Source organism: Streptomyces sp. NPDC039424 (assembly GCF_055639495.1).
In genome coordinates, this window is the sequence record NZ_JBVKAI010000016.1 from 15294 (window position 1) to 36072 (window position 20779).

Genomic DNA, 20779 nt, shown 5'->3' on the forward strand with positions numbered 1-20779 from the left:
TCAAGGCACTTTCACCTTCGAATTGCAAGTTGCGGGGGATGAGGGTGGCTGGCGAGCCGAACGCCAAGTACTGCGCGGGTTGTGAGCGGGACTTGCCTCTTGAGGCATTCGCGCGTGACAGGAACCGGCGCGACGGCCTTCAGCCGCGATGCCGGGAGTGCGTGGCCCGATACAGCGCTGCGCACTACCGGCGCCGCCGCGAGGCCATGGGTAAGCCCGTGCGGGAGACGGTCGAGGTCCCGGACGGACACAAGCTCTGCCGTACGTGCGGCGAGATCAAGCCTCACAGCGAATGGCATCGCAATGCCACCGCATCCGACGGCTTGTCCACGCGTTGCAAAGCGTGTCGGGCGGCCCAGGGGCGGCAGGGGCATCTCAAGCGCCAGTACGGCCTCACCGAAGCCGAGCGGGAAGCGTTGACCGCCTCCCAAGGGGGCGTCTGCTGCATATGTCTTGCGGCTCCGCCCGCACATGTGGATCACTGCCATGAGACGGGTAGGGTCCGTGGCGTACTGTGCTTCAGCTGCAACGCCGCACTGGGGCAGTTCAAGGATCAGCCCGAGGCCATAAGGCGGGCTGCTGCATACGTGGAAGGAAACGCGTGGAAGCCAACACTCGTAGCACCGGGCGTCTACCAGCTGCCTTCCTGACGCCTGGGTCCTCGTCCTTCATGGACTTTCTCTCCGAGCACCAGCCCGAGATGCTGCCCGGCAACCGGCAGCTGCCTCCCACGCAGGGCGTGATCGAGGCGCCCCACGGCACCACCATCGTCGCCGTGACCTTCCCGGGCGGTGTGGTCCTCGCCGGTGACCGCCGGGCCACCATGGGCAACATGATCGCCCAGCGGGACATCGAGAAGGTGTTCCCGGCGGACGAGTACTCGGCCGTCGGCATCGCCGGCACCGCGGGTCTGGCCGTCGAGATGGTCAAGCTCTTCCAGCTGGAGCTGGAGCACTTCGAGAAGGTCGAGGGCGCCCAGCTGTCGCTGGAGGGCAAGGCGAACCGGCTGTCGACCATGATCCGGTCCAACCTCGGCATGGCCATGCAGGGCCTGGCCGTGGTGCCACTCTTCGCGGGGTACGACGTGGACCGCGAGAGGGGCCGCATCTTCTCCTACGACGTCACGGGCGGCCGCTCCGAGGAGCACGGCTACGCGGCGACGGGCTCCGGCTCGATCTTCGCGCGCGGTGCCATGAAGAAGCTGTTCCGCGAGGACCTGACCGAGGACCAGGCCACCACGCTCGTGGTGCAGGCCCTCTACGACGCGGCAGACGACGACTCGGCGACCGGTGGTCCCGATGTCGCCCGCCGGATCTACCCCATCGTCACCGTGATCACCGAGGACGGCTTCCGCCGGCTCACCGACGACGAGTCCTCCGAGATCGCCCGCGCGATCCTGGAGCGGCGTCTGGAGCAGCCCGACGGCCCGCGGGCCGCGCTGCTGTAGGTCCGAGCCCTCCTTGTCCAGGTGATCCAGTGACTTCCACAGAAAGGGACGGATAACCGGTGTCGACGCCGTTCTATGTCTCACCCCAGCAGGCCATGGCCGACCGGGCGGAGTACGCCCGCAAGGGCATCGCCCGTGGCCGCAGCCTCGTGGTGCTCCAGTACGCCGACGGCATCGTGTTCGTCGGTGAGAACCCGTCCCGCGCGCTGCACAAGTTCAGCGAGATCTACGACCGGATCGGCTTCGCGGCCGCCGGCAAGTACAACGAGTACGAGAACCTGCGGATCGGCGGCGTGCGCTACGCCGACCTGCGCGGTTACACCTACGACCGGGACGATGTGACGGCCAGGGGCCTGGCCAACGTCTACGCCCAGACGCTGGGCACGATCTTCTCCAGCGCGGCCGAGAAGCCGTACGAGGTGGAGCTGGTGGTCGCCGAGGTGGGGGAGACCCCGGAGGGCGACCAGATCTACCGTCTGCCGCACGACGGCTCGATCGTGGACGAGCACGGCTCGGTCGCGGTGGGTGGCAACGCCGAGCAGATCAGCAGCTTCCTGGACCAGCGTCACCGCGACGGGATGTCGCTGGCTGAGGCGCTGAAGCTGGCCGTGCAGGCCCTGTCCCGTGACACCAACGGCAGCGAGCGGGAGATCCCCGCCGAGCGGCTGGAGGTGGCGGTGCTGGACCGTACGCGTCCGCAGCAGCGCAAGTTCAAGCGCATCGTCGGCCGCCAGCTGGGCCGTCTGCTGGAGGCGAACGGCGCGAGCACGGAGGCGGAGAGCGCCGAGGAGGAGGAGTAACCCTCCTCGGTCCCACCCTGCTCGCCACGCGCCCCGGCCGACTCGCTCGGCCGGGGCGCGTGGCGTAGGTCAGGCGTGGCGGGGGGCCGCCGTGGAGCCCCGTACGACCAGTTCGACCGGGATGTCGCCGCTCTCGGGCTCCTGACCCTCCAGGACCGCGAGGAGGGCCCGCATGCCGCGTTCACCGAAGAGCTCCGCGTCCAGGCGGACGGTGGTGAGCTCGGGGTCGAGGGCGGTGGCGAGGGCGAGGTCGTCGAGGCCGGTGACGGAGATGTCGTCGGGCACGCGCAGGCCGAGGCGGCGCAGGGCCTTGTAGGCGCCCGCGGCGAGTTTGTCGTCGTCGCAGACCAGGGCGGTGGGGCGGGGGCCGGGGCCGGAGAGGGCGGCTTCGGTGGCGGTGAGGGCGCCTTCGATGGAGATGGGGGCGTGGATCGTCCGTACCGCGGTGCCGGTTACGGTGCTCAGCCGCGCCGCCAGTTCGCGTGCGCGCACCTCGAAGGTCCAGGAGGCGACGTCCGCGGCCAGGTGCAGGAAGCGCCGGTGGCCCAGTTCCAGCAGGTGTTCGGCGACCTGGCGTACGCCGTCGGTGATGTCGAGGTTGACGGTGGCGGCGCCCAGGCTGCCCCGGGGGTCGCTGTCGAGCATGACGAGGGGGAGTTGGTCGCCGCGGATGGCGGTGAGGGCGTCGGCGGCCATGGAGGAGGCGATGACGCCGTCGAGGGCGGCCTGGGCGGAGGCGAAGGGGTCGCGGGCGGGGCCGATGCCTTCGGGGGAGGGGTAGAGGACGACTCCGAAGCCGTGCTGGGCGGCGACGCGGGCGGCGCCGGTGTAGACGCCGGCGAAGAATTCGGTGGTCAGGGCGGGGACGACGAGCAGGACGGTGCGGGTGCGGCCCAGGCGGAGGTTGCGGGCGGCGAGGTTGGGCCGGTAGCCGAGGTCGCGTGCGGCCTGTCGTACGCGTTCCGCGGTGGCGGCCGAGACCCTGCCGCGCCATTTGTCGCCGAGGACGAGCGAGACGGCCGCCTGCGAGACTCCGGCGGCCTGGGCGACGTCCCGGCTCGTCGGGCGCGTGCTGCTGCGTGCCACCGTGGGTGCGCTCCTTCTGGCCGGGTCCGCGCCGGTCCTTCGTCTGGACGCGTGACAGCGCACATGGTACGTATGGAACGTCGACGTTATACGTAAAACCTGGAGGCAGCCGATGGCCGCGGGGTACCTGGAGATCCTCAGGGCGAAGCACGCGGTCCGGCTGCTGACCGGCACGCTGGTGGGCCGTCTGCCGAACGCCACTGCCGCCATCGCGCTGGTGCTGTTCGTCCGCGCCCAGGGCGGCACGTACAGCCTCGCCGGGGCGCTGGCGGCCGTCTACGGCATCGCCAACGCGGTGGGCCAGCCGGTGCTCGGGCGGCTGGTGGACCTGCACGGGCAGCCGCGTGTCCAGTTGCCCGCCGCGGTGGTCTCGGCCCTGGCGATGGCCGTCTTCGCCTTCACCGGCACCGATCCGCTGCCGCTCGCCTACGCGTCGGTCGCGGCGGCCGGGCTGTTCACCCCGCCCCTGGAGGGCGGTCTGCGGGCCCTGTGGCCCTCCGTGCTGCGCCGGGAGGAGCAGGTGCACACGGCGTACGCGATGGACGCCGTGGCCCAGGAGGTCATGTTCACGGTCGGACCGCTGCTGGTGACGCTGTGCGTGTCGCTGTGGTCGGAGCGGGCCGCGCTGCTCGTCCTCAACGTCGTGGGGGTGCTGGGCGCGCTGTCGGTGGTCGTCTCGCCGCCCTCGCGCGCGTGGCGCTCGGCGCCCCGCGAGGCACACTGGCTGGGTGCCCTGCGCTCGCCGGGCCTGCTGGTCCTGCTGGCCGCCTTCCTGTTCGTGGGCATGGCGCTGGGCTCCATCACGGTGGCCTCGGTGCCGTACGCCGACGAGCACGGCGGTGACGCGGTGTACGGCTGGCTGATGGCGGCGCTGGGCCTCGGGGCGCTGGTGGGCGGCACGGTGTACGGGGCGCGGCAGTGGGACGGTGTGCCCGAGCGCCGACTGAGGGTGCTGGTCGGTCTTCTGGCGGTGTGTTACCTGCCGTTGACGTTGATGCCGGGCGCGGTGGCGATGGTGCTGCTCACGGCGGTCTCCGGGGTGTTCCTCGCGCCGTGCATCGCCTGTGCGTTCATCATCGTCGACCGGCACGCGCCGAGGGGTACGGTCACCGAGGCGTTCTCCTGGCTCGTGACGACGTTCACCGTGGGTGCGTCGGTCGGAACGGGCCTGGCGGGGCCGGTCGTCCAGGCGGGCGGTGCGCTGTGGGGGTTCGCCGTACCGGGTGCCGCGGGGGCGGTGTCGTTGCTGGTCCTGCTGACCACGGGGCGGGTCCTCGCAGCTCCCGTCGGGAGCGCGGTGGTTGCGGCTTCATCGGAAAATGATCCAAATCGTGCTGCCGAACCCCGTTTCAGCTCGGGGGATCGGGCGTAATGTTCACTCATGGACCGCCGCATTTTCGGGCTGGAGAACGAGTACGGCGTCACGTGCACGTTCAGGGGACAGCGCCGCCTGTCGCCTGACGAGGTGGCGCGGTACCTCTTCCGCCGTGTCGTGTCATGGGGCCGCAGCAGTAATGTCTTTCTGCGAAACGGCGCCCGGCTCTATCTCGACGTGGGGTCACATCCGGAATATGCGACACCCGAATGTGACAATGTGATCGAACTGGTCACCCACGACAAGGCCGGCGAGCGCATTCTCGAAGGACTCCTGGTGGACGCGGAACGACGCCTGCACGAGGAGGGAATCGCGGGCGACGTCTACCTCTTCAAGAACAACACCGACTCGGCGGGCAACTCCTACGGTTGCCACGAGAACTATCTGGTGGCCCGGCACGGGGAGTTCTCCCGGCTCGCGGACATCCTCATTCCGTTCCTGGTCACCCGGCAGCTGTTGTGCGGGGCGGGCAAGGTACTGCAGACTCCGCGCGGTGCGGTGTACTGCGTGAGCCAGCGGGCGGAGCACATCTGGGAGGGCGTCTCCTCGGCGACGACCCGTTCCCGGCCCATCATCAACACCCGCGACGAACCGCACGCGGACGCCGAGCGTTACCGCCGGCTGCATGTCATCGTCGGTGACTCGAACATGTCCGAGACGACCATGCTGCTCAAGGTCGGTGCCACCGATCTGGTGCTGCGCATGATCGAGGCGGGCACGGTGATGCGGGATCTCACCCTGGAGAACCCGATCCGGGCGATCCGCGAGGTCAGCCATGACATCACCGGCCGGCGCAAGGTGCGCCTGGCCAGCGGCCGGGAGGCCTCCGCGCTGGAGGTGCAGCGGGAGTACTACGAGAAGGCCGTGGACTTCTGTGAGCGCCGCGGTATCCGTACCGGCACGGTCGAGCAGGTCCTGGAGCTGTGGGGCCGGACGCTGGACGCGATCGAGACGGAGGATCTCGACCGCATCGGCACCGAGATCGACTGGGTCATGAAGTACAAGCTCATCGAGCGGTACCGGGCGAAGCACAACATGACGATGTCGCATCCGCGGGTCGCTCAGATAGACCTCGCGTATCACGACATCCACCGTCGTCGTGGCCTGTATTACCTTCTGGAGAGGAAGGGGCAAGCCACCCGGATCTGCAACGACTTGAAGATCTTCGAGGGCAAGTCGGTTCCGCCGCAGACCACTCGGGCGCGGCTGCGGGGCGACTTCATCCGCCGGGCGCAGGAGCAGCGCCGGGACTTCACGGTCGACTGGGTGCATCTGAAGCTGAACGACCAGGCGCAGCGGACGGTGTTGTGCAAGGACCCGTTCCGTTCGGTGGACGACCGGGTGGAGAAGCTGATCGCCGGTATGTGAGCGGCACGTTTCGTGGGCGCCGTACGTTTCCCGTACGGCGCCCTTCTCACGTCGTAGAGTTGCGCGCACGCCATCCGCAAGATCGACCGATTACGAGGCTCCCCCCGTGCGCCGACGCTCGCTTCTCCTTGCCGCCGTTCCCGCAGGACTGGTCACGCTCGCCGGTTGTGGCGACGGATCGTCCGATTCGAGCAAGGCGAGTGCGTCGCCGTCGGTCTCCGCCGCTCCGCCGCCGAAGATCGTGGACGGGCCGCTGCCGGCCATCACGGCGGGTACGAAGTTCGGGGAGAAGCCGACGGTCGCCAAGGGTTCGGGTGATCCGTCGAAGAACCTGGCGGTCAAGACGGTGATCGCGGGCAGTGGTCGTACGATCGCGGAGAACGACTTCGTCCAGGCGCACTATCTGGGCCAGATCTGGGACTCCGCGAAGGTCTTCGACAACTCCTACGACCGTAAGTCGCCGCTGGTCATGCAGCTTGCCCAGGGCAGCATCATCGACGGCTGGCGGTACGGGCTGGCGGGCAAGAAGGTCGGCAGCCGGATCGAGGTGGCTGTGCCGCCGAGCTTGGGGTACGGCAAGTCGGGCAATCCGGATGCGGGTATCAAGGGCACCGACACGCTGGTCTTCGTGGTGGACCTGCTGGACTCCTTCAACTCCAAGAGCTCCAGCGAGGGCAAGCCGGTCGCGCAGAGCGATGCCGCCCTGCCGAAGATCGGTACGAACACCGACGGCAAGGCTCCGTCGATCAAGATCCCCGAGTCGGATCCGCCGAAGAAGCTGGTGTCGGAGTATGTCCTGGAGGGCGACGGCGCCGAGGTCAAGGCGAGCCAGACCGTTCTGTGCCAGTTCAAGGGCGTGGTGTGGGACAGCGGCAAGACGTTCCAGGCGACGTACGGCTCGGGGCGGCTGAGCCAGTTCTCGGTGTCGCAGATGCAGCAGGTCCTCAAGGGTCTGGCCGACGGTGTCACCGGCAAGAAGGTGGGCAGCCGGGTCCTGGTCGTGGTGCCCCCGGACCTGGGGTACGGCGACACGCCGCCCAGTGAGGGGCCGGTCAAGAAGGGCTCCACCCTGGTGTTCACCGTGGACATCCTGGCGGCGATGTAGGGCCTGGTGGTGCGGGCCGCCCGCCGCGGGCGCGAGTGGCCCGGAGATGAAAGACTGTCCGCGTTCCGAGTCGTACACAAGCAGGAGCTTCAGACGTGAGCATCGACAAGCCCGAGATCGACTTCCCGGGCGGCGAGCCGCCCGCCGACCTCGAGATCAAGGACATCTGGGAGGGGGACGGCGAGGTCGCCGCGGCCGGCGACTTCGTCAAGGTTCACTACGTGGGCGTCGCGTTCTCCACCGGTGAGGAGTTCGACGCTTCCTGGAACCGTGGTACCCCGCTGGACTTCCAGCTCGGTATCGGCCAGGTCATCCAGGGCTGGGACAAGGGTGTGCAGGGCATGAAGGTCGGCGGTCGCCGCCAGCTGGTCATCCCGGCGCACCTCGCGTACGGCGACCGCGGCGCCGGTGGCCGGATCGCTCCGGGCGAGACGTTGATCTTCGTCTGCGACCTGGTGGGCGTTGCCAAGCGCTGACCGATCCTGGTCGAACGAGGGCCCGTGCTGTCCGCATGGGCCCTCGGCTTTTGCATCGGCTTTTGCCGTGACACGCCGGAGCGGTACGGTCATCGGTCGGAAGCACCATAGGGAAGGCGAAGGGCGTCGATGGCCATTGCCAAGGCCGAGCGGCTGATGAACCTCGCGCTGTGTCTGCTCGGGACGCGGCGGCCGCTCAGCAAGCGTGAGCTGCGCGAGTCCATCGAGGCCTATCTCGAGGCGGGGTCCGACGACTCCTTCAGCCGGATGTTCGAGCGTGACAAGGACGATCTGCGCGAGCTCGGGCTGGTCATCGAGACCGTCGAGAACCTGGAGGGCGAGGTCGGTTACCTGGCCCGCCGGGACAGCAACCGTCTGCCGCCCATCACCCTGGACGCCGAGGAGGCCGCCGCCCTGGGCCTGGCCGCCAAGGTGTGGCAGCAGGCCCGGCTCGCGGGCGCGGCCAGCGGCGCCCTGCAGAAGCTGCGTGCGGCCGGGCTGCCCGAGGACGTCGACCCGTACGAGGCGCATGGCGCCCTGGAGCCGCGGATCCCCGTGCACGAGGCCGCCTTCGAGCCGCTGATGCTGGCCTGCCGCGACCGCCGCCCGGTGGTCTTCGACTACCGCAAGGCCTCCGCCGCCCGCCCCGAGCCCCGGCTCGTGGAGCCGTGGGCGCTGGAGTGCTGGCGCGGTCACTGGTATCTGGCGGGCTGGGACCGGGACCGGGCGGCGGAGCGGGTGTTCCGGCTGTCCCGGATCACCGGCAGGGTCCGCACCCGGGGCAACGGCTTCACGGCCCCGGTCCCCGACGTGGTCACCGTCCGTGAGACCGTCGCGAGCTGGGCGGGCGAGATAGCCGACCGCACGGCCCTGATCCGGCTGCGCTCGGGCGCCGGTTACCCCCTTCGGGCGAAGGCCACCTCGGTGCGGGAACTCGCAGACGGCTGGGACGAGTTGGAGATTCCGTACGGGCACGGGCTGGATGCCTGGCTGGTGGAGTTCGGTCCGGACGTGGTGGTCCTGGAGCCCGCGGAGCTGCGGGCCGACGTGATGGACCGGCTGCGTGCCGTGGCCAAGGGCTGAGGGGGAGCGAGCAGGACAGTGGCAGGTAAACCGGTCAGGCCCGTGAACGCCATCGACCAGACCCGGCGGATGCTCTCCCTGGTGACGTATCTGCGGGAGCGCCCCGGTGCCCGGGTGGCGGATGTCGCGCGCGCCTTCGGGATCACCGAGGACGAGCTGGTCTCCGATCTCGATGTGCTGCCCATGTGCGGCACCAGCTTCCGCGGCGGCGATCTGCTCGACATCGACACCGACGGCGAGCGCATCTGGTGGCACAACCCCGCCGCGCTCGGCGCGGATGCCGCCGAGCCGCTCAGGCTGGCCGCCGACGAGGCGACCGCGCTGCTGGTGGCCGCCCGTGCCGTGGCCACGCTGCCCGGTCTGCGGGAGGGGGACCGGCAGGCGCTGCTGCGGGCGACGGCCAAGGTGGAGGCGGCGGCGGGCGAGGTGGCGGGTGCCAGTTCCCGGCTGTCGGTGACCTTCGAGTCCGAGGGCGGTGTCTTCGCCGACGTCGACCGGGCGATCTCCGAGCGCCGCAGGCTGTGGATCCGCTACTACTCGCCCGCCCGGGACGAGGTCACCGAGCGGGAGATCGACCCCATCCGCCTGGTCAGCGTCGGCCACACCTATGTCGAGGCCTGGTGCCGCCGCTCCGAGGCCCGCCGTACCTTCCGGCTCGACCGGGTCGCCGAGATCCGGATCCTGGAAGAGCCGTCGGCGCCGCCCGAGATAGAGCTGCGGGATCTCTCGGAGGCGTTGGTGCAGCCGGCCGCCGAGGACCCGGAGGTCGTCGTCGAGGTCGGCCCGGGCGGCCGGTGGGTCGCCGAGTACTACCCGCACGACAGCGCGGATGAGCTTCCCGACGGCGGATTGCGTATCACTCTGCGCACCCCCGATCCGGCGTCGCTCAGACGGCTGGCGCTGCGCCTGGGCCGCGACGGCCGGATCGTCTCGCCGCCCGAGCTGGCCGCAAGCGCCCGCCAGGCGGCGACCGAGGCGCTGGCGGCGTACGACGTGCCGCCGGGTGCCGACGCGGTGCACGGTGGCCGGGAAGGGCTGTACGACAGGCAGGAGCCAGGGCGTTGAGCGAGTCTGCGGGGTCCGGTGCCAGGGACATGACGGTCGCGGCCGCTTTCGCCGGGATGAGGAGAGTGGCCCCCGTGGTGTTCAGGGCCGGCTGCCCGGACTGCCGGGGCCGCTTCGAGCTCTCCGCGAGCGCCCTGCGTCTGGCGATCGGCGCCAGCAGCCGTACGACGTTCTACTCCTTCACCTGCCCCGAGTGCGGCGTGTCCGTGCGCAAGCCCGCGGGGGAGCGCATCGTCGAACTGCTCACCGGGGGCGGGGTCAGGACTCTGCGGCTGCACTCCACGGTCTAGGCTCGGCGTCATGTTCTGGCCGATGTTCGCGGTAGCTGTGGGTTTCCTGGGACTTGCCGTCCTCGGTGTGCTGGCGGTCCGGGTCTTCCTGGAGGCGCAGCGCCTCGGCAGGCAGGTCGCGGAGTCGGGGCGGCGTATCACCAGGGCGGCCGAGGATCTGGAGCGGGCGTCCATGAGCGCCGCCCGCGCCGTGGACTCGCTGTGAATCCGGCCCCGGAGGACCTGTACGTCCCGGTTACGCATGCGTTGTCGGTCACTTCGCCCTGTTACCTTGCCCACCCGGCCAGGTACGCTGACGGTCGCGGCCCGGCAACGAGGCGCGGTCCGCAGAGCAGGAATACGTCCCGGGGTTGTCGCGCGTTCAATCCCAGGCGTTACGATCGCAGCCAGCATGACGTTCGGACAAGTGTCCGACCTGTCGGACATGCCCCGCCTCGGTGAGAAGGTGAAGAATTATGTTCCGCAATGGACTTGAGCCGTGGCACCTGCTGCTCCTGGTTCTGGTGATCGTCCTCGTGTTCGGCTCCAAGAAGCTTCCGGACATGGCGCGTTCGCTCGGTAAGTCCGCGCGCATCCTGAAGAGCGAGGCCAAGGCGATGAAGGACGACGGCAAGCAGTCCGCCGACACGGCCCAGTCCGCCGAGGAGCCCGCTCCCGCTCAGCGCACGATCCAGGCTGCGCCCGGCGACGTGACCAGCTCCCGCCCGGTCAACGAGCCGACCGACACGACCCAGCGCTGACGCGAGGGCCGGGGGCATCCGGCCCGCTGCACGAGATGAGGATGTGGGTTGCTCAAGCCTGCCCGCAACAAGGAGAGGGATCCCGAGGGGCGGATGCCGCTCGCGGATCACTTGCGTGAGCTGCGCAACCGGCTCGCGAAGGGTGTCCTTGCGATCCTGGTCGTCACGATCGTGGCGGCGTTCTTCTACAGGAACATCGTCGACGTCATCACCGAGCCGGTGCTCGACGAGATCGGCTGTCACCAGTCCTTCGGTGAGCTGGCCGAGGCCAAGAACGTCCACTGCGCGCACATCACGGTCAGCGGCTTGCTGGCGCCGTTCACCCTGGCACTGAAAGTCGCCCTGATGGCCGGTGTCGTGCTCGCGTCGCCGGTCTGGCTCTATCAGCTGTGGGCGTTCGTCGCGCCGGGCCTGCACCGCAACGAGAAGAAGTACGCCTACGCCTTCGTCGCCTTCGGCTTCCCGCTCTTCCTCGGCGGCGGCTACCTCGCTTTCAACGTGCTGCCCACCACGGCGCGGGTGATGATCGACCTCACGCCGAGCGGTGCTGAGAACCTGCTGCCGCTGGACGACCTGCTGGACCTGGTCACCCGCATGATCGTCGTCTTCGGCCTGGCCTTCGAGATGCCGTTGCTGCTGGTCATGCTCAACCTCACCGGAGTCCTGTCCGGCCAGCGCATGCTGGGCTGGTGGCGTGGCATGGTCGTCGGCATCACCGCCTTCGCGGCCGTGGCCACGCCCAGCCCCGACCCGATGACGATGCTGGCGCTGGCGGCGCCGATCTGGGCGCTCTACTTCATCGCCGTGGCCATCGCGCTGCTCAACGACAAGCGCAGGCGCCGCCGCGAGGCCGCCGGCCCCGCCGACGACGAGGCCTCCGAGCTGGACCTCACGCCCGAGGACATCGGCGAGGTCGAGCCCGTCCCGGCCGCCCGGGCGCTGCCCGAGGAGGCGAGCACGGTTCGGGTCAACGGCTACGACGACGTGACCTGAGCCCTCACCGAACCACACCGCGATGCCCCCGCCCCTCGGAGAGCCCGAGGGGCGGGGGCATCCGTCTCTGTCGATCAGCCCACGTTCGGGATAATGATCGTCCTGTTGTCAGTGGGGCCCGGTAACCTCGAAAGCACGATGACAGAGGACCTCTCACCGGCCGAGCGGTACGCGGCAGCCCGCAGGCGGGCAGCCGAGCAGGCCACCGCGCTCGCACCTTTCCGCGAGATGTACGACTTCGGCCTCGACCCCTTCCAGATCGAGGCCTGCCAGGCGCTCGAGACGGGGAAGGGCGTGCTGGTGGCCGCCCCCACCGGCTCGGGCAAGACGATCGTCGGCGAGTTCGCCGTCCATCTCGCCCTCCAGCAGGGCAAGAAGTGCTTCTACACGACACCCATCAAGGCGCTGTCGAACCAGAAGTACGCCGACCTGTGCCGCCGTTACGGCGCGGACAAGGTGGGCCTGCTGACCGGCGACAACAGCGTGAACTCGGACGCCCCGGTGGTCGTGATGACCACCGAGGTGCTGCGCAACATGCTGTACGCGGGCTCGCAGACCCTCCTCGGCCTCGGATACGTGGTCATGGACGAGGTGCACTATCTCTCCGACCGCTTCCGCGGCGCCGTCTGGGAGGAGGTGATCATCCACCTGCCCGAGTCCGTGACCCTGGTGTCACTGTCGGCGACCGTGTCCAACGCCGAGGAGTTCGGCGACTGGCTCGACACCGTCCGCGGCGACACCGAGGTGATCGTCTCCGAACACCGCCCCGTCCCGCTGTTCCAGCATGTGCTCGCCGGGCGGCGGATGTACGACCTGTTCGAGGAGGGCGAGGGCCACAAGAAGGCCGTCAACCCCGACCTCAGCCGCCTGGCCCGCATGGAGGCCAGCCGCCCCTCGTACCAGGACCGCAGACGGGGCCGCGCCATGCGCGAGGCCGACCGCGAGCGCGAGCGGCGCCAGCGCTCCCGGGTCTGGACGCCGAGCCGCCCCGAGGTGATCGAGCGGCTGGACGCCGAGGGCCTGCTGCCCGCCATCACCTTCATCTTCAGCCGCGCCGCCTGCGAGGCCGCCGTCCAGCAGTGCCTGTACGCCGGACTGCGCCTCAACGACGAGGAGGCACGGGAGCAGGTGCGCACCCTGGTCGAGGAGCGCACGGCCTCCATTCCGACCGAGGACCTGCACGTCCTGGGCTACTACGAGTGGCTGGAGGGCCTGGAGCGCGGCATCGCCGCCCACCACGCGGGCATGCTGCCGACCTTCAAGGAGGTCGTGGAGGAGCTGTTCGTCCGCGGCCTGGTCAAGGCGGTCTTCGCCACCGAGACCCTGGCACTCGGCATCAACATGCCCGCCCGCTCGGTGGTGCTGGAGAAGCTCGTCAAGTGGAACGGCGAGCAGCACGCCGACATCACCCCCGGCGAGTACACGCAGCTCACCGGCCGCGCCGGCCGCCGAGGCATCGACGTCGAGGGCCACGCGGTCGTGCTGTGGCAGCGCGGCATGAGCCCCGAGCACCTGGCGGGCCTGGCGGGCACCCGCACGTACCCGCTGCGCTCCAGCTTCAAGCCGTCGTACAACATGGCGGTCAACCTGGTCGAGCAGTTCGGCCGGCACCGCTCGCGCGAGCTCCTGGAGACCTCCTTCGCGCAGTTCCAGGCCGACAAGTCGGTCGTCGGGATCTCCCGGCAGGTCCAGCGCAACGAGGAGGGGCTGGAGGGCTACAAGGCGTCCATGACGTGCCACCTCGGCGACTTCGAGGAGTACGCGCGGCTGCGCCGCGAGCTGAAGGACCGTGAGACCGAGCTGGCCAGGCAGGGCGCGAACGAACGGCGCGCCGAGGCCGCCGTCGCCCTGGAGAAGCTCAAGCCGGGTGACGTCATCCACGTACCGACGGGCAAGTACGCGGGTCTGGCACTGGTGCTGGACCCGGGCCTGCCCGCCGGGCGTTCCAACGGCCATCGCGGCTTCGAGTACCACGACGGTCCGCGCCCGCTGGTGCTGACCTCCGAGCGGCAGGTCAAGCGGCTGGCGTCGATCGACTTCCCGGTGCCGGTCGAGCCGCTGGAGCGGATGCGGATCCCGAAGTCCTTCAACCCGCGCTCGCCGCAGTCCCGTCGGGACCTCGCCTCCGCGCTGCGCACCAAGGCCGGGCACATCCCGCCGGAGCGGGCCCGCAAGAAGCGCTCGCAGGCCGCCGACGACCGTGAGATCGCCCGGCTGCGCACCGCGATCCGCGCCCACCCCTGCCACGGCTGCAACGACCGTGAGGACCACGCCCGTTGGGCCGAGCGCTACCACCGGCTGCTGCGTGACACCTCGCAGCTGGAGCGGCGTATCGAGGGCCGTACGAACACGATCGCGCGGACCTTCGACCGGATCGTGGCACTGCTGACCGAGCTGGACTATCTGCGCGGTGACGAGGTCACCGAGCACGGCAAGCGGCTCGCCCGGCTGTACGGCGAACTCGACCTGCTGGCCAGCGAATGCCTGCGCGAGGGCGTCTGGGAGGGCCTGGCTCCGGCCGAACTGGCCGCCTGCGTCTCGGCGCTGGTGTACGAGGCGCGGGTCGGCGACGACGCCATGGCGCCGAAGCTGCCCTCCGGCAAGGCGAAGGCCGCGCTCGGTGAGATGGTCCGGATCTGGGGCCGCCTCGACGCCCTGGAGGAGGAGTTCCGGATCACCCAGACCGAGGGCGTCGGCCAGCGCGAGCCCGACCTCGGCTTCGCCTGGGCCGCCTACATGTGGGCTTCCGGCAAGGGCCTGGACGAGGTGCTGCGCGAGGCGGAGATGCCGGCCGGTGACTTCGTGCGCTGGTGCAAGCAGGTGATCGACGTGCTGGGGCAGATCGCGGCGGCCACGCCCACGGAGGGCTCGACGGTGGCGAAGAACGCCCGCAAGGCCGTGGACGCGCTGCTGCACGGGGTGGTGGCCTACTCCTCGGTGGGCTGAGCCCCTTCGGCGGGCTGAGCCCCCGACACCCGGTCTCCCAGGGCCCCGGACCGCCGCCGCCAGGCGGTCCGGGGCCCTGGCGTATCCCCATGGACGCGTCACCGCCTGGGCGGCTCCTTCACTCGTTACGGTGAGTTACCTTCGTATGCCTGTTCACCGCTACGTACTGTGTGCGAGTGTTGGCGCAACGTGCAAATGGGGCCGAGCGTACTCCTGGGGTGCGGGCGAATTCAGGTGCTCGCCGAATATGACATGGCGATGATCCGGTCGGACTAAGCTCGCCCGCGGCGCACCGAGTTGAGGTGTATTCGTGCGCTTGTTCCCAAAGGTTACGAAGATCCAGACAGCTCCATGAATCTTCCCCCAGCAAGCTCCCCCGACACCCCGCCGATTCGTCACAGAGGGCATACATGGTGAGTGTTCAATCGCCTCCCGGTGGCCGCCAACTCCCCCTTGCGGCCGTGCTGTTGCTGCCGGTCATACTGATGGCCGCGGCGACCGGAGCCGCCGTCGCCGTGGTGGCAGCGCCGGCCCGGACCGCGGTCGGCCTGTGCGGCGCCGTCGCCACACTGCTGGTGATCGCGACGGCGGCCGAAGCGGTGCGCCGCGGTCGCAAGCTCCGTGACCTTCGGGCGGAGCACGCCCGTCACGCCGCGTATCTGGAGCGGCGCATCGCCGACCACGAGACGGACCTCGTCCGCTTCCGGACGGACGTCGTGCCGACCGCCCTGTACCGGCTGCGCGCCGGCGAATCCCCGAGAGAGGTGATCCACAAGGTCCTCGACGAGGACCCCGAACTGCGCCACCTCCCCGACGTGCTGCGCGACCTGCTCAAGCACCTGCTGAAGGTCGTCGACGAAGAGGAGACGATGCGCGACGCCGCGCAGCAGGCCTTCGTGAACATCGCCCGCCGCGTCCAGGCCATCGTCCACCAGCAGGCCAACGAGCTCCGTGAGATGGAGGAGGACCACGGCCGCAACCCCGAGGTCTTCGACGACCTCCTGCGCATCGACCACGGCACCGCGCTGATCGGCCGGCTCGCGGACTCCATCTCCGTCCTCGGCGGCGGCCGTCCCGGCCGTCAGTGGCCCAACCCCGTGGCGCTGTACAGCGTGCTGCGCGGCGCCATGTCCCGGATCCTGGAGTACCGCCGCATCGACCTGGCCTCCATCGCCCATGTGAACATCAAGGGCACCTGCGTCGAGCCGGTCATCCACGCCGCGGCCGAGCTCCTCGACAACGCCACCCGCTACTCGCCGCCGCAGACCAAGGTGCACGTCACCGCGGTCGAGGTGCAGACCGGCGTCGCCATCGAGATCGAGGACGCCGGCGTCAGCCTCAACGAAGAGGCCCGCGCCCGGATCGAGAACATGCTGGAGGCGGCCAAGGCGGGCGTCGACCTGCAGACCCTCGGCACCACTCCGCGCCTGGGCCTGGCCGTCATCGGCCGGCTCTGCTCGACGTACGACATGCAGGTCTCGCTGCGGGCCTCCGCGTACGGCGGTGTCCGCGCCGTCCTCATCGTGCCCCGCAACATGATGACCACCGAGCCCGCCCCCGGACTCGCCCACGGCATCGGCGCCACCGCCGTGCCCAAGGCCGAACTCGGCGCCCTGGAGGGCCCCAAGCGCGCGCCCAAGACCCGACGCCCCACCAGCCCGCGCATCCCCGCCGGGATCTCCATGGAGGACGACGTCCCCGAGGTCACCGAGTGGACCGCGAACGGGCTGCCGCAGCGCCGCAGCAGGATGAAGATCCCGCTCAGCCAGCGCCTCGCCGAACAGGCCGCCATCGAACGGGCCGAACGCGAGGGCAACCCCACCATCTGGTCGCAGCACAAGCCCGAAGCCGAGCCCGAGAAGAAGAAGGACGACCGCGAACCCGGGCTGTGGGTCGACGCCTTCTGGGAGGGCCTGAAGAAGGACAACCCGGGCGTCCACCCGACCGACTTCACGCGGAACCCGACCGCGTACCTGCACCTGATCAACGATTCGGCCACCCATACCGAGGCCGACGACGAGGGGGACCTCAAGTGATCCAGCAGCGAGCGAACTTCGACTGGATGCTCAAGGAGCTCGCCGACGGCGTACCGGGCATCGAGATGATCGTGGTGCTCTCCGCCGACGGCCTGCGCATCGCCCGCTACGGCGGCGACCCCGACGCCGCCGACCGGGTCGCCGCGGCCTGCGCCGGCGTGCAGAGCCTGGCGGGCGCCGTCGCCCAGGAACTCCCCGGCAGCGACGGCGACATGAAACTGGTCGTCATCGAGATCGACGGCGGCTACTTCTATCTGATGGCCGCCGGAGCCAACGCCTACCTCGCGGTACTGGCCGACGTGGTCTGCGAGCCCGGCCGGATGAGCGCCATGATGCGCGACCTGGTCGTCCGAATCGGCGCCCACCTCACCAGTCCGCCCCGGCGCAACGGGCAGACCGTATGACTCCTCCGCAACGCAAACGGCGACCCCCCCAAGAGGAACCGCGTCCCGAACCCCCCGAGGCGGGCGAGAAGCTCGGCAAGACCAAGAAGAACCCCGAGCGGTTGTACGTCATCACCGGCGCCACCGACGGCGGACGCGCCGAGCTGGACCTGGTGACGCTGATCGTGGCGCGCGCCGACCCGCCGCCGTCCGTCCCGCCGGAACAGGCGGCGCTGCTCCGGCTGTGCGGCGCCCCCCTGTCCGTGGCCGAGCTCTCGGCCTATCTCAGCCTGCCGTTCAGCGCGATGACCGTACTGATCACCGAGATGATCACGGCCGAACTGGTGCAGGTGCGCGCCCCGATCGTCCGCCAGGCGCTCCCCGACCGTTCCCTTCTCGAAGCGGTGATGCATGGACTTCAAAAGCTCTGACACCATCCCGGGCCCTCGGACCGAGGACCATCTGCCGCACACGGCCCAGGCCGCGGTGAAGATCGTGATCGTGGGCGGCTTCGGAGTCGGCAAGACCACCATGGTCGGCTCAGTCAGCGAGATCAGACCGCTGACCACCGAGGAGACCATGACCCAGGCCGGCATCGGGGTCGACGACAACTACGGCTCCGAGTCCAAGACGGCGACCACCGTGGCCATGGACTTCGGCCGCATCAGCATCACCGAGAAGCTGGTGCTCTACCTCTTCGGCACGCCCGGCCAGGAACGCTTCTGGTTCCTGTGGAACGGGCTCTTCGAAGGCGCCCTGGGCGCGGTGGTGCTCGTCGACACCCGGCGCCTGGAGGTCAGCTTCGACGTCATAGGGCGTCTCGAAGAACGCGGCGTGCCCTTCGTCGTCGCCATCAACTCCTTCCCGGACGCGCCCCGTTACCCCATCGACGAGCTGCGCACCGCACTGGACCTGACGCCGGACATCCCCATCGTCGAGTGCGACGCCCGCCGCCGGGCCTCCAGCCGCGACACGCTGATGACCCTCATGCGCTTCCTGCACTCGCTCGCCATGACCGGCGCCCTCACCTGACCCCCTTCAGTTTCGGAGCGACCACTGTGACGCCTGAACCCCACTCCCCGACCGGCACGGACGACCCCACGCTCGGCCCGCCCCCCGGCTGCCCGGCGCGCGGCCTCGGCCCCGGGGGACTGCACCGGCTGTACGGCACCGAGGCGGACGACCTGGGCGAGCTGTACGAGAAGCTGCGGGCGGACCACGGACCCGTGGCACCGGTGCTGCTCCACGACGACGTGCCGATGTGGGTGGTCCTCGGGCACACCGAGAACCTGCACATGGTGCGCAGCCCCTCGCAGTTCACCCGGGACAGCCGCATCTGGACCCCGCTGGTCGAGGGCATGGTCAAGCCCGACCACCCGCTGATGCCGCACATCGCCTGGCAGCCCATCTGCTCGCACGCCGAGGGCGACGAGCACCAGCGGCTGCGGGCGGCGGTCACCGGCGCCATGTCGACCATCGACCACCGCGGCATCCGCCGCCACATCGGCCGCTACACCCAGCACCTGGTGAACAAGTTCTGCGGTGCGGGCCGCGCCGACCTCGTCGGCCAGTTCGCGGAGCACCTGCCGATGGCGGTGATGTGCGAGATCCTCGGCATGCCCGAGGAGTACAACGACCGCATGGTGCACGCGGCCCGCGACGCCCTCAAGGGCACCGAGACCGCCATCGCCAGCCACACCTACGTCATGGACGCGCTCAGCCGGCTCACCAGCCGCCGCCGCGCCCGGCCGGACGAGGACTTCACCAGCCACCTCATCACCCACCCGGCGCGGCTGACCGACGACGAGGTCAGGGAGCACCTGCGCCTGGTGCTCTTCGCCGCCTACGAGGCCACCGTCAACCTCCTCGCCAACGCGCTGCGCATGGTCCTCACCGAGCCGGGCTTCCGCGCCCAGCTCAACGGCGGGCAGATGACGGTGCCGGAGGCGGTCGAGCAGTCCCTGTGGGACGAGCCGCCGTTCAGCACCGTGCTCGGCTACTTCGCCAAGCAGGACACCGAGCTGGGCGGCCAGCGCATCCGCCAGGGCGACGGGCTGCTGTTCGCCCCCGCGCCGGGCAACGTCGACCCGCGGGTGCGTCCGGACCTGTCCGCCAACATGCAGGGCAACCGCTCGCACCTCGCCTTCGGCGGCGGCCCGCACGAATGCCCCGGTCAGGACATCGGCCGTGCCATCGCCGACGTCGGTGTAGACGCGCTGCTGATGCGCCTGCCGGACGTCCAGCTCGACTGCGCCGAGGAGGAGCTGCGCTGGCGGTCGTCGATCGCCTCACGTCACCTGGTGGAGTTGCCGGTGCGCTTCGAACCGAAGCCGCAGCAGGACGTGATGCTCAAACCCAGCCCCGCGCCCATCCCACCGCAGCGCGCCACCTGGCAGGTCGGCAACACCCGGATGGAAACCCGTATGGAGACCCGTATGGAGCCGACGCCGATCCCCGCCCCGACCCCGGCCCCCGCGCCCGAGGCGGTGGCGCAGCCGCTGACCGCTCCGGCGCCCGGCGAACCGGCCCGCCGGCTCGGGGTCTGGCAGCGCGTCAAGCGCTGGTGGCGCGGGCACTGACCGGACTGCTTACCCGGCAGCCCACTCCACGGGGGACGACCAGGCCCGCAGCGCCCGTCCGCTGACGAACCGGTGCTCCACCCCCGTGACCGGGTCGGTGAACTCCAACCTCCGCGCCAGCAGTTGCAGCGGTCGCCGGAAGTCACCGGGCGGCACGGGGGCGGTCACCTCCGGGTAGAGCGGATCGCCGAGGAGGGGCACGCCCAGCGCGCACATGTGCACGCGCAGCTGATGGGTCTGCCCGGTGGCCGGGACCAGCCGGTACCGGCCCAGCCCGTCCCCCTCGCGGTGCTCGGACAGCTCCACGCGGGTCACCGCGTTCGGCTCACCCGGCACCTCCCGCGCGGCCGGCACCCCGCGCTCCTTGACGATCCGGCTGCGCACGGTCCTGGGCAGGGCGAGACCGGGAGCGTACGGGGCGACCGCCTCGTACTCCTTGCGTACCAGCCGGTCGCGAAACAGCGACTGGTAGGCGCCGCGGTCCTCGGGCCGTACGGTGAACAACACCAGCCCGGCCGTCAGCCGGTCCAGGCGGTGCGCCGCCGTCAGCGTCGGTACGTCCAGCTCGCGGCGGATCCGGGCCAGCGCGGTCTCGGCGACATGGCTGCCTCGCGGGGTGGTGGCGAGGAAGTGCGGCTTGTCCACGACGACGATCCGCTCGTCGCGGTACACCACGTCCAGCGGGAACGGCACCGGCACCTCGTCGGGCAGCTCCCGGTGGAACCAGACGAACATCCCGGGCACATACGGGGCGTCCGGGGCCACCGCCCGCCCGTCGGCTCCCACGATCCGTCCGGCGTCGAGCATCCCCTCGATCACTCCGGGCCCGGCCCCGGACAGCCGGTGCACCAGGTGCTCACGCACGGTGGCCCACGCGTCGGTGTCCGGCAGCCGCACCCGTACGGGGTCCACCCCCTTGAGCTGCGGCAGGGGAGCGGGCGGGATCCGGGTCTTGCGTCTCATCACGGCCCAGCGTACGAGGCGCAGGATCTGCGCGGGGTGCCGGT

General features: G+C 70.2%; 21 protein-coding genes. 19 read left to right on the forward strand and 2 right to left on the reverse strand.

The annotated features are described in order from the left end of the window. The first annotated feature begins 38 nt into the window (after positions 1-38). Genes ACZ7L0_RS31560 through prcA form a run of 3 tightly spaced genes read left to right on the forward strand, consistent with a single transcriptional unit; the run spans position 39 to position 2247 of the window. Positions 39-650 (forward strand): endonuclease domain-containing protein, encoded by a 612-nt coding sequence (locus tag ACZ7L0_RS31560; RefSeq protein ID WP_471245940.1) that lies wholly within the window; start codon positions 39-41, stop codon positions 648-650. Continuing rightward, a complete protein-coding gene (prcB, locus tag ACZ7L0_RS31565; protein WP_471245941.1) occupies positions 602-1447 on the forward strand; it encodes a proteasome subunit beta in 846 nt (281 codons plus the stop codon). Before ACZ7L0_RS31560 ends, prcB begins: the two co-directional genes overlap by 49 nt. A 59-nt stretch (positions 1448-1506) precedes the next feature. After that, on the forward strand, positions 1507-2247 hold the full coding sequence (prcA, locus tag ACZ7L0_RS31570; RefSeq protein ID WP_471245942.1) for a proteasome subunit alpha: 741 nt from the start codon (positions 1507-1509) through the stop codon (positions 2245-2247). A gap of 69 nt (positions 2248-2316) precedes the next feature. Here prcA and ACZ7L0_RS31575 read toward each other — a convergent pair whose 3' ends face one another. Beyond that, positions 2317-3333 carry a LacI family DNA-binding transcriptional regulator gene (locus tag ACZ7L0_RS31575; RefSeq protein WP_471245943.1) on the reverse strand — a complete coding sequence of 339 codons (1017 nt, stop codon included), beginning with the start codon at positions 3331-3333 and terminating at the stop codon, positions 2317-2319. 112 nt (positions 3334-3445) lie between these two features. Here ACZ7L0_RS31575 and ACZ7L0_RS31580 point away from each other — a divergent pair, with 112 nt between their 5' ends. The 16 genes from ACZ7L0_RS31580 to ACZ7L0_RS31655 all read left to right on the forward strand — a co-directional run bounded on the left by ACZ7L0_RS31580 (position 3446) and on the right by ACZ7L0_RS31655 (position 19772). After that, positions 3446-4705 carry an MFS transporter gene (locus ACZ7L0_RS31580; RefSeq protein WP_471245944.1) on the forward strand — a complete coding sequence of 420 codons (1260 nt, stop codon included), beginning with the start codon at positions 3446-3448 and terminating at the stop codon, positions 4703-4705. A gap of 9 nt (positions 4706-4714) precedes the next feature. Next, positions 4715-6076 carry a Pup--protein ligase gene (gene pafA / locus ACZ7L0_RS31585; RefSeq protein WP_471245945.1) on the forward strand — a complete coding sequence of 454 codons (1362 nt, stop codon included), beginning with the start codon at positions 4715-4717 and terminating at the stop codon, positions 6074-6076. Positions 6077-6182: 106 nt separating this feature from the next. Next, positions 6183-7181 carry an FKBP-type peptidyl-prolyl cis-trans isomerase gene (locus ACZ7L0_RS31590; RefSeq protein WP_471245946.1) on the forward strand — a complete coding sequence of 333 codons (999 nt, stop codon included), beginning with the start codon at positions 6183-6185 and terminating at the stop codon, positions 7179-7181. 95 nt (positions 7182-7276) lie between these two features. Continuing rightward, complete coding sequence (locus ACZ7L0_RS31595) at positions 7277-7657, forward strand: FKBP-type peptidyl-prolyl cis-trans isomerase (RefSeq protein WP_471245947.1); 381 nt, start codon at positions 7277-7279, stop codon at positions 7655-7657. A gap of 129 nt (positions 7658-7786) precedes the next feature. After that, on the forward strand, positions 7787-8740 hold the full coding sequence (locus tag ACZ7L0_RS31600) for a helix-turn-helix transcriptional regulator (protein WP_471245948.1): 954 nt from the start codon (positions 7787-7789) through the stop codon (positions 8738-8740). An 18-nt stretch (positions 8741-8758) separates the two neighbouring features. Beyond that, a complete protein-coding gene (locus ACZ7L0_RS31605; RefSeq protein WP_471245949.1) occupies positions 8759-9805 on the forward strand; it encodes a helix-turn-helix transcriptional regulator in 1047 nt (348 codons plus the stop codon). Further along, positions 9802-10095 carry a hypothetical protein gene (locus ACZ7L0_RS31610; protein ID WP_471245950.1) on the forward strand — a complete coding sequence of 98 codons (294 nt, stop codon included), beginning with the start codon at positions 9802-9804 and terminating at the stop codon, positions 10093-10095. Before ACZ7L0_RS31605 ends, ACZ7L0_RS31610 begins: the two co-directional genes overlap by 4 nt. A 10-nt stretch (positions 10096-10105) precedes the next feature. Further along, the gene (locus ACZ7L0_RS31615) at positions 10106-10300 is read left to right on the forward strand and encodes a hypothetical protein (RefSeq protein WP_471245951.1); all 195 of its coding nucleotides are present in this window, start codon (positions 10106-10108) and stop codon (positions 10298-10300) included. Between the two features lie 250 nt (positions 10301-10550). Beyond that, on the forward strand, positions 10551-10835 hold the full coding sequence (tatA, locus tag ACZ7L0_RS31620) for a Sec-independent protein translocase subunit TatA (RefSeq protein WP_471245952.1): 285 nt from the start codon (positions 10551-10553) through the stop codon (positions 10833-10835). Positions 10836-10883: 48 nt separating this feature from the next. Further along, positions 10884-11828: a twin-arginine translocase subunit TatC gene (gene tatC, locus ACZ7L0_RS31625; RefSeq protein WP_471245953.1), complete on the forward strand. Its 945-nt coding sequence runs from the start codon at positions 10884-10886 to the stop codon at positions 11826-11828. Positions 11829-11921: 93 nt separating this feature from the next. Beyond that, positions 11922-14774 carry a DEAD/DEAH box helicase gene (locus tag ACZ7L0_RS31630; protein WP_471245954.1) on the forward strand — a complete coding sequence of 951 codons (2853 nt, stop codon included), beginning with the start codon at positions 11922-11924 and terminating at the stop codon, positions 14772-14774. A 410-nt stretch (positions 14775-15184) separates the two neighbouring features. Further along, positions 15185-16810, forward strand: coding sequence for an ATP-binding protein (locus ACZ7L0_RS31635; RefSeq protein WP_471245955.1), 1626 nt, complete (start codon positions 15185-15187; stop codon positions 16808-16810). Beyond that, a complete protein-coding gene (locus ACZ7L0_RS31640) occupies positions 16807-17214 on the forward strand; it encodes a roadblock/LC7 domain-containing protein (protein ID WP_471245956.1) in 408 nt (135 codons plus the stop codon). The genes ACZ7L0_RS31635 and ACZ7L0_RS31640 overlap by 4 nt, the downstream gene beginning before the upstream one ends. Continuing rightward, a complete protein-coding gene (locus ACZ7L0_RS31645) occupies positions 17211-17624 on the forward strand; it encodes a DUF742 domain-containing protein (RefSeq protein WP_471245957.1) in 414 nt (137 codons plus the stop codon). The genes ACZ7L0_RS31640 and ACZ7L0_RS31645 overlap by 4 nt, the downstream gene beginning before the upstream one ends. Beyond that, positions 17605-18225, forward strand: a complete 621-nt coding sequence (locus ACZ7L0_RS31650; RefSeq protein WP_471245958.1) for a GTP-binding protein — start codon at positions 17605-17607, stop codon at positions 18223-18225. The genes ACZ7L0_RS31645 and ACZ7L0_RS31650 overlap by 20 nt, the downstream gene beginning before the upstream one ends. Positions 18226-18251: 26 nt before the next feature. After that, entirely contained in the window at positions 18252-19772 is a 1521-nt protein-coding gene (locus tag ACZ7L0_RS31655; protein ID WP_471245959.1) for a cytochrome P450, read from the forward strand. Positions 19773-19781: 9 nt separating this feature from the next. Here the strand turns inward: ACZ7L0_RS31655 and ACZ7L0_RS31660 are convergent, their stop codons facing one another. Further along, positions 19782-20735, reverse strand: coding sequence for an RluA family pseudouridine synthase (locus tag ACZ7L0_RS31660; protein WP_471245960.1), 954 nt, complete (start codon positions 20733-20735; stop codon positions 19782-19784). Positions 20736-20779: the final 44 nt, after the last annotated feature.

What these genes read in the sequence shown, in the direction of transcription:
- ACZ7L0_RS31560 (WP_471245940.1), top strand. Translation starts at nt 39, where the DNA reads ATGAGGGTGGCTGGCGAGCCGAACGCCAAGTACTGCGCGGGTTGTGAG.
- ACZ7L0_RS31580 (WP_471245944.1), top strand. Translation starts at nt 3,446, where the DNA reads ATGGCCGCGGGGTACCTGGAGATCCTCAGGGCGAAGCACGCGGTCCGG.
- pafA (WP_471245945.1), top strand. Translation starts at nt 4,715, where the DNA reads ATGGACCGCCGCATTTTCGGGCTGGAGAACGAGTACGGCGTCACGTGC.
- ACZ7L0_RS31600 (WP_471245948.1), top strand. Translation starts at nt 7,787, where the DNA reads ATGGCCATTGCCAAGGCCGAGCGGCTGATGAACCTCGCGCTGTGTCTG.
- ACZ7L0_RS31615 (WP_471245951.1), top strand. Translation starts at nt 10,106, where the DNA reads ATGTTCTGGCCGATGTTCGCGGTAGCTGTGGGTTTCCTGGGACTTGCC.
- tatA (WP_471245952.1), top strand. Translation starts at nt 10,551, where the DNA reads ATGTTCCGCAATGGACTTGAGCCGTGGCACCTGCTGCTCCTGGTTCTG.
- ACZ7L0_RS31630 (WP_471245954.1), top strand. Translation starts at nt 11,922, where the DNA reads ATGATCGTCCTGTTGTCAGTGGGGCCCGGTAACCTCGAAAGCACGATG.
- ACZ7L0_RS31635 (WP_471245955.1), top strand. Translation starts at nt 15,185, where the DNA reads ATGGTGAGTGTTCAATCGCCTCCCGGTGGCCGCCAACTCCCCCTTGCG.
- ACZ7L0_RS31645 (WP_471245957.1), top strand. Translation starts at nt 17,211, where the DNA reads ATGACTCCTCCGCAACGCAAACGGCGACCCCCCCAAGAGGAACCGCGT.
- ACZ7L0_RS31650 (WP_471245958.1), top strand. Translation starts at nt 17,605, where the DNA reads ATGGACTTCAAAAGCTCTGACACCATCCCGGGCCCTCGGACCGAGGAC.
- ACZ7L0_RS31660 (WP_471245960.1), bottom strand. Translation starts at nt 20,735, where the DNA reads ATGAGACGCAAGACCCGGATCCCGCCCGCTCCCCTGCCGCAGCTCAAG.